The sequence below is a fragment of the Sphingopyxis sp. genome, assembly GCF_036402335.1.
Classification (GTDB): domain Bacteria; phylum Pseudomonadota; class Alphaproteobacteria; order Sphingomonadales; family Sphingomonadaceae; genus Sphingopyxis.
In genome coordinates, this window is the sequence record NZ_DASWTD010000230.1 from 1 (window position 1) to 7692 (window position 7692).

6 protein-coding genes and 2 pseudogenes are annotated in these 7692 nt (G+C 63.9%); 2 read left to right on the forward strand and 6 right to left on the reverse strand.

All coding sequences use genetic code 11. The features are described from left to right. The 5 genes and pseudogenes from VGD20_RS07190 to VGD20_RS07210 all read right to left on the reverse strand — a co-directional run. A pseudogene (locus tag VGD20_RS07190) lies at positions 1-139 on the reverse strand (serine/threonine protein kinase); the annotation flags it as partial. 14 nt (positions 140-153) lie between these two features. Beyond that, positions 154-1269, reverse strand: a complete 1116-nt coding sequence (locus VGD20_RS07195) for an acyl-CoA dehydrogenase family protein (RefSeq protein WP_231292100.1) — start codon at positions 1267-1269, stop codon at positions 154-156. A gap of 42 nt (positions 1270-1311) precedes the next feature. Next, positions 1312-2550, reverse strand: a complete 1239-nt coding sequence (locus VGD20_RS07200; protein ID WP_017980756.1) for a thiolase family protein — start codon at positions 2548-2550, stop codon at positions 1312-1314. After that, entirely contained in the window at positions 2547-3335 is a 789-nt protein-coding gene (locus VGD20_RS07205; protein WP_024310683.1) for an enoyl-CoA hydratase/isomerase family protein, read from the reverse strand. Before VGD20_RS07205 ends, VGD20_RS07200 begins: the two co-directional genes overlap by 4 nt. 35 nt (positions 3336-3370) lie before the next feature. Then, entirely contained in the window at positions 3371-4915 is a 1545-nt protein-coding gene (locus tag VGD20_RS07210; RefSeq protein ID WP_017980754.1) for a class I adenylate-forming enzyme family protein, read from the reverse strand. Positions 4916-5165: 250 nt separating this feature from the next. Here VGD20_RS07210 and VGD20_RS07215 point away from each other — a divergent pair, with 250 nt between their 5' ends. Beyond that, on the forward strand, positions 5166-6272 hold the full coding sequence (locus VGD20_RS07215; RefSeq protein ID WP_017980753.1) for a CaiB/BaiF CoA transferase family protein: 1107 nt from the start codon (positions 5166-5168) through the stop codon (positions 6270-6272). A 204-nt stretch (positions 6273-6476) separates the two neighbouring features. Beyond that, positions 6477-6674, forward strand: a pseudogene (locus tag VGD20_RS07220) (integrase core domain-containing protein); the annotation flags it as partial. Between the two features lie 53 nt (positions 6675-6727). Here VGD20_RS07220 and VGD20_RS07225 read toward each other — a convergent pair. Continuing rightward, entirely contained in the window at positions 6728-7462 is a 735-nt protein-coding gene (locus VGD20_RS07225; protein WP_017980752.1) for an SDR family NAD(P)-dependent oxidoreductase, read from the reverse strand. Positions 7463-7692: the final 230 nt, after the last annotated feature.

The following is a 7692-nucleotide window of genomic DNA, read 5'->3' on the forward strand; positions in this document are numbered from 1 at the left end:
CCATGCGCCCACCGCCAAGGTCGTTCACCACGACGCGAGCGCCGCGCGCACCGAACAGCAGCGCGTGCTGACGACCCAGCCCGCCACCGGCGCCGGTGACGATCACGACCCGGCCGTCGTAACGCAAAGTGTCGATCATCATCGTACCCTCCGTCAGCGAAACGCCCCGATGCCCGTCAACGCGCGCGCGATAATGAGCTTCTGGATTTCCGTCGTTCCATCCGGGATCGGACAGATGATCGCTTCGCGTGCCAGTCGCTCGACGATGAAGTCCCTCGTCACGCCGTTGCCCCCGTGGATCTGCAGAGCGTCGCGGGTGACGCCGATGGCCATCTCGGTCGCGAACCATTTGGCCATCGCGCATTCGGTTTCGGCGCGAATGCCGGCATCGACGAGCGCTATCGCCCGGTGCGTCAGCAGCCGTGCGGCATCGATCTGCGTCGCCATGGTCGCCAGCTTGTCGGCGATGAGCTGGTGGCCGGCGATCTTCCGACCATGCTGCGTGCGCTCCTTTGCATAAGCGATCGCCTCGTCCAGCGCGCGCCGGGCAATGCCGATGCTCCACATCGCCATGTGGCAACGCGCGATCTCGAACACCTTCAGCGTGTTGCGCAAGCCGTCCCCGGGCTGACCCAGCGTGTTGCCCGCGGGCACCCGGCAGTCGGTGAGAAAAATCTGCGCTGTAGACTGGCCGTTCAAGGCCATCTTCTCGATGTCGCGTACCTCGTACGGGCTTTCCGCGCGATCGATCAGGATGTGGCTGATTTCGTCATCGCCCGTGCGACAGGTGCAGATCAGTATGTCCGAATAGGCCCCGTTGGTGATCCACGTCTTCTCGCCGTTGATGATCCAATGGTCGCCGTCGCGCACCGCCCGCGTTTTCACCGCCGCCACATCGGAACCGACATCGGGTTCCGAGATTCCGATCGATACGAAGAGCTCACCTGCGACGAGGCCCGGCAAGTAGCGATCCTGCAAATCCGACGACGCGTTGCGCCTGATGAGCTCGATACCCACCGCGTTGATGAACCCCGGAATGGCAACGTCGAGCGACGAATAGACGATCTCTTCGAAGACCATCAGATGCGTCAGCCAGCCCATGTCGAGCCCGCCCCACTGCTCAGCATGCGGTGCCGTGATGTGACCGAACTGTGTCAGCTCACTGGTCCAACGCTGCATGAGCTGACGAGGGATGAAGCCCGGGCCATGGCCGCGGATTTCAGGTTCCAGTTTGTCGTCGAGGAAACGGCGGACGCTTTCGACCGCCATCCGCTGCTCTTCGTCTGGTTGGAATTCCATGCCCTCTGCTCCCTATCGACCGAGGATGGTGACTGCGACGACAGCCTCCTCCACGCCCACCACTCCGCCGCCGTTCTGCGCGATCGCGACACGGGCGCCGTCGACCTGCCGCGCGTCTGCTTCGCCGCGCAGTTGCCCGACCAATTCGTAGATCTGGGCAAGACCTGTTGCGCCGATCGGATGACCCCTGCTTTCGAGCCCGCCGGACGGGTTCACCGGCAGGCGACCACCAAGGACGGTTTCGCCGCGCTCAGCGGCGATGCCACCTTCGCCCGGCGGTACCAGGCCCAGCGCCTCGATTTCGATGATCTCTCCCATCGCAGTCGCATCGTGAACCTCGGCGACGTCGACGTCGGTCGGATCGACGCCAGCCGCTGCATAGGCACGGGCCGCCGCCAACCGGGTGACGTGCCGATCGTAGTCGCACGCGTCGCGTTCGGAACTGGTCTGCAACACCGATGCGAGGATCCGGATTGCGCGGCCGGGCGACACGGCAAGTTTGCGCAAGCCCGCTGCATTGCAGATGACGGCTGCGCTTGCGCCGTCGCTTATCGGCGAACACATCGGCAGCGTCAGCGGATACACGATCGGTGCCGCCGCCAGCACCGCCTCTACGGTAAAGGGGGTGCGATATTGTGCCAGCGGATTTCCGACCGAATGGCCATGGTTCTTGGCGGATACGGCAGCAATCTGTGCCTGTGTCGAGCCGTAGGTCTTCATGTGCGCGCGCGACATCGCGGCATAGATGTCCATGAAGACGCTGTAAGGCTGGGCAGACACCGAGCCATCCGGCACCGCGACGCCCTGACCCATCGCCAACAGAATATCGCGGTTCCGCGCGGTTTCATGCACGTCCCAAGCCCCGTCGAAAGCGCTGAACATCAGCGCCTTGTCGGGTGAGCACATCTTCTCGGCGCCGATCGCCAGCACGATGTCCGCCGCGCCCGAGCGGACATAGGCGTTTGCCATGTGCAGCGCAGTCGAGGCTGTCGCGCAGGCATTCTCGACATTCACGACGGGGACGCCGTGGATACCGATGGCGCGGGCGATGATCTCGCCGCGGATCATGTCCTGGCCTTCCATATGGCCCTGGACACAATTGCCGAAGAATACCGCCTCGATGTTCGCCGGCCCGCATCCCGCATCGGCGAACGCCTGTGCGCAAGCGTCGGCCGACAGCGCCTTCAAGCTCCGGTCCAATTGCCGACCGAACGACGTCATGCCGACGCCGGCGATGAAGACCTCGCTCATCGCCCTACGAACTCCGGCGGCCGTTTCGCCGCGAAGGCTGCCAGTCCCTCCTGCAGATCATACGAGTCTGCGTAGGCGGCGACGATCTCCATTTCTCGCCGCAAACCCTCCTCGTGCGAGCAGTCGACGGCGAGCGCCGCCAGCTCCTTCATGCGCGCCAGGCCAAGCGGGCTTTTCGCGGCCAGCGTCTCGGTCAGTGCCTGCGCGGTCTCCGCCAGCGCCGCCGCTGGCACGCAGCGGCTGACCAACCCCGCGCGCTCCATGTCCTGCGCGGAAATGGACTCGCCGGTCATCATGAGCCGAGTGGCGCGGGCAGCGCCGATCTTGCGCGGCAGGCGGATCGATCCGCCACCACCCGGAAGCAGCCCGTAGTTCGCGTGTGCGTCACCGAAGACAGCGTCGTCGGCCGCGATCACGATATCGCAGCACAGGACCAGTTCCAGTCCGCCGGCGAGCGCCAGCCCGTTGACCGCCGCGATCGTCGGCAGCCGCGATGCTTCGATCCGCGTGAACACACGGCCCAACTCGCCGAGGAAATGCGCGAGACCGGTGCTGATAGGGGTATCGCCGGCACGGATCGCCCGCAGGTCGGCACCCGCGCAGAAGGCGCGTCCGACCCCGCTGATGACGAACGTGCGCACCGACGGATCGGCTTCGGCCGCTTCGATAGCGGCCTCAAGGTCGTGCGCCAGCCCGAGCGTGAGGCTGTTTAGCGCCTGCGGCCGATTCAGGTACACCCAAGAAGCGGGCCCGCGCGTTTCTACGGTGATATTCTCGAACGACATGAGTGGCTCCGCGGAATTTTCGGGCAGGACAGCGCTCACGCGCCGGAGATGCGACTGGCGTGGCCGGCCCAATAGGGCTCGCGAAGTTTTGATCGCAGCACCTTGCCGACGTTGCTCAGCGGCAGCGGCTCAGTCGTGAAGACGACCTGCGCAGGCTTTTTGAACGAACCCAGCCGTTGACTGACCAGATCGATGATATCCTGTTCGGAGATCTGCGTGTCCGGTGCGACGACGACCACCGCCAGGGGGGTTTCGCCCCATTTTTCGTGCGGGATGCCGAAAACGGCGGCGGCAACCACCAGCGGGTGATCGGCAATGACGTTCTCGATCTCGGCCGGATAGATATTGTAGCCGCCAGAGACGATCAGGTCGTTTGCGCGATCCAGCAAGTAAAGAAATCCGTTGGTGTCGACCCGGCCGATGTCGCCGGTCTTCACCCACCCGTCGACCATGCGTCGCGACGTTTCCTCGGGATCATCCCAAAACCCCTGCATCTGGCCGTTCTCGAACCGGGCAACGATTTCGCCCGGTTCGTCGGGGCCCAGCGCGCGCCCTTCGGCATCGCGTATCTCGAGATCGACAAAGGGCATCGCGCGGCCGACCGACTGAAGCGGGGTCGATCCCTCGGTCTGGCCGAACCATTCCTTCGGCCCAAGCGATGTCACGGGCAGGATCTCGGTCTGGCCATAGGCGGTGTGCAGCACCTCGTCGCCGAAGATCGTGCAGGAACGGCGTAGCGTCGCTTCCGACACCGGCGCGGAGGCGCTGAGCAGGCATTTCAGTTGGGGAAAGGCATGGCCTCGCGGATTGCCGTGGTGGACGATCGCGTTCAGCATGGTTGGCGCAACGAAGGCATAGCCGACGTTCTCGCGTGCCAGAATCTCGAGAAAGCTCTCGGGATCGAAGGCGTCCATCATGATGTTGCGGCCACCGATCGCCCAATACGGCGAGAACATGAATCCGGACGCATGCGACAAGGGGCCGACGTGCAGTACCGTCGACCCGGGGTCCGGTCGTGGCCCGACCGCTTGGAAGCCCGCGCAGATCGTCATCCAACTGCGGTGCGTGTACGCGACCCCCTTCGGAGCGCCGGTCGTGCCGCCGGTATGGCGTATGACGCACAGGTCGTCGGGCTTGATTGCCGGATCGGGATCTCTGTCTGATGCCTGGTCGAGCCAGCGCTCGTAGTCCGCATCGCGCACGATCAGCCGGTCGAGGTCCGGTAGTTCCTCGTTCAAGCCAGCGACTTCGGGTCGTAGCGCCGCATCGACCAGCGCGAGCCGGCAACCTGTGCTGCGCATCATGTGGGCATGGGATTCGCGGCGATTGCGGGCATAAAGCGGCACGCGAACGAAATTGCCGATGGCCGCCGCGAGAAAGATGTCGGCGGCTTCGATCGAATTCTTCTCGAGCGTCGCGATCTTGTCGCCGGGCCGCAGGCCGGTATCGGCCAGCGCATTGGCAAGGCGGACGCCCCGCGACCAGGCGCCGGCGAACGTGAAGCGACGGTCGCCGTGCACCAGTGCCTCGCGGGACGCGAAGTGGCTGGCTGCTCGGCGCAACTGGCTGCGTAGTTCCATCGTCAGCGCCGCCGAACGCCGAAGGGGCAGGCGTGCAGATTGTAGCCCAGGTCAGTCCGGATCGTTGCCATCAGCCTCTCCGCACACGCAGTGTCAGTCTTTGTCATCCCGGATCGGACGATGTCGTCGCGCTGTCCAATTCATTGGGTTCGAACCGTATTCCCCTTTTTCATATTTGTTCGAGCGGACGAAATGACACGACACAGCTCTAGCCCACAGAAATGTGGTCGATCGAGGTAGAGGACAGCGCATGAAGGGTCACGGGCCGCTCGCCGGCATACGCGTAATCGAGATTGCCGGGATCGGCCCGGCCCCATTCTGCGGCATGCTGCTCGCCGATCTCGGCGCCGACGTCGTGGTCGTGGATCGCCCGGCACCAAGCCCCGACGCGATCGACTTAGGCAGCGCGTCGATCCTCGACCGGGGCAAGCGGTTCGTCCACCTCGACCTGAAACAGCCCGACAGCGTAGCGACCGTCCTCGACTTGATCGAGCACTGCGACGCTCTGATCGAAGGGATGCGCCCCGGGGTCATGGAACGGCTCGGTCTCGGGCCCGAACCGTGCCTGGCCCGCAATCCGGCGCTGGTGTTCGGGCGGATGACCGGTTGGGGACAGGACGGCCCGCTCGCGCAGGCGGCGGGTCACGACATCAACTACATCGCGCTGTCGGGGGCACTATGGTACGCGGGTCAACCCGGCTCGCCTCCGGTCGCGCCGCCCAGTTTGGTCGGCGACCTAGGCGGGGGCGCGCTCTATCTTGCAGTCGGTCTGCTCGCCGCCATTCTATCTGCGCGCGCGACCGGGCGTGGCCAGGTCGTGGATGCCGCGATCGTCGACGGAAGCGCGCACCTTATGAATCTGCTGCTCAGCTTGAAGGCGGCCGGGCATTTCGTCAGTGATCGAGGCCGCAGTATCCTGGATGGTCCGCACTGGTATGCGACCTATCGCTGCGCAGACGATCGGTTCGTATCGGTTGGATCGCTGGAACCCAGGTTCTATGCGCTGCTGCGCGAGAAACTCGGGCTCGGGGACGACCCCGATTTCACCGACGGCTACGATCCCGCGCGCTGGCCCGATCTCACGCGACGGTTCGAGGCGTTGTTCCGACAGCGTACGCGCGAGGAATGGTCGGCGCTACTGGAAGGGTCCGACGCCTGCTTTGCCCCGGTGCTCGATCCGGACGAGGCCGCATCGCACCCGCATATCGCCGCGAGACAGATCTATCGAAGTATCAATGGCGTTGCGCAAACTGTGCCGGCACCGCGTTTCTCGAAGACGCCGCCCGCCATTTCGAGCAGTCGTTCCGCCGACGCCCATCAGCCGGGGTCGATCGTTACCGAATGGCGAGGTTGTTAACAATAGCAGGCTGCGAGGCGGAAGTCGTCTAGAAGGTGCTATCAGCGCGGTAGCGCCAAGCGCGTCGAGGTCGCATTTCCGTCTTGCGGACCTGCTCATAAGCAGACACATCGACCGTTTCGTAATTGGACCGAGCAAGTTTGCAGCAATTGACAGCCGCACCACAGTGCGCCCAGACAGCTGAAAGGCGGATAAGCGACCTGTCTGCGCGCCGAGTGCCTGAACAGCCATCGGTTGCTGTCGCTGGCGGACGCCCGGGCGAAGATCGAGGCTTGGCGACGGGAGCATAACAAGAGCCGTCCTCACACGGCTCTTGGCTGGCCGACGCCAGTGGAATATGCTGCATCCGCTTGGGTTAACCCCGGCGAATGCAGGCCGGACGCTCGCATCACGCCCGGATGAAAACCGGGGACCGTCAAACACCGGATTTCAGGTTCGACGTCGATCTACACCCATCAATGAAAGGTGCGCCCGCCGTCGATCGCCAACGCAACCCCGGTGACGTAGGACGATTCCTCGCAGCTGAGATAGAGAATGCCATTCGCGACTTCCATCGGGTCCGCGCTGCGCCTGAGGGCATAGGGCGATGCCTCGGACTCGGCGAACTTCACATGTTCGGGTGAGAGCAGTCCAGTCACAACAGATCCTGGACAGATCACGTTTACGCGGATCTTTGGCGCCAATTCAAAGGCCAAGGCCTTTGACAGCGAAACTAGCCCACCTTTCGAAGCGACATAGGCCGACATGCCATTCAGCGTTGGCATCAACGCAGTCCCCGACGAGATGTTGACGATGGTCGGTTTGTCGCTGTTTCTCAGATGCGGGAGCGCGGCCTGGATGAGCGTGTAGGGACCAGTCAGATTGACGGCCAGGACCTCATCCCAATCCTCATCGGTAGCGTCCTCGATCAGCCTGAGGCGGTGGATCCCGGCGACATTGACGACGCCATCGAGGCCGTCCATTGCGACGACGGCGTCCGCGACGCATCGGATCACCGCCTTGCGATCCGCGATGTCCGCAGCGAATGCCACTGCAGACACCGCATCCGCCACCGCCTGCACGCCGTCAGCCGTACGGTCGATGAGCGCAAGCCTTGCGCCTTCCCGGGCGAACAGTTCGGCCGTCGCGCGTCCGATACCCGAGGCGGCCCCCGTGACGATGAAGCGCCGTCCAGCCAGCCGACCGCTCATGATCCGACACTCGCGGCGAGTGATGCGCCCTCGAAGACAGCGTCGAACAGCGGATGTATACTCGCAATTCCCATAGTGAAATGATTCCTTCTGGAGACGATCGACACCTATTACCCGGGTCTCTCGAATTGAACGCAGACACTGCCGCCTTCACCGTCGACACGTCACTAATCTTGAAGGGTGGCCCGTCCACCCTGAGATGCCATCTGCATCGTATCCATTCGCTATGG

Excerpts from the sequence above, each read along its gene's own strand:
- VGD20_RS07195 (WP_231292100.1), bottom strand. The coding sequence starts at position 1,269 with ATGGCGGTCGAAAGCGTCCGCCGTTTCCTCGACGACAAACTGGAACCT.
- VGD20_RS07200 (WP_017980756.1), bottom strand. The coding sequence starts at position 2,550 with ATGAGCGAGGTCTTCATCGCCGGCGTCGGCATGACGTCGTTCGGTCGG.
- VGD20_RS07205 (WP_024310683.1), bottom strand. The coding sequence starts at position 3,335 with ATGTCGTTCGAGAATATCACCGTAGAAACGCGCGGGCCCGCTTCTTGG.
- VGD20_RS07210 (WP_017980754.1), bottom strand. The coding sequence starts at position 4,915 with ATGGAACTACGCAGCCAGTTGCGCCGAGCAGCCAGCCACTTCGCGTCC.
- VGD20_RS07215 (WP_017980753.1), top strand. The coding sequence starts at position 5,166 with ATGAAGGGTCACGGGCCGCTCGCCGGCATACGCGTAATCGAGATTGCC.
- VGD20_RS07225 (WP_017980752.1), bottom strand. The coding sequence starts at position 7,462 with ATGAGCGGTCGGCTGGCTGGACGGCGCTTCATCGTCACGGGGGCCGCC.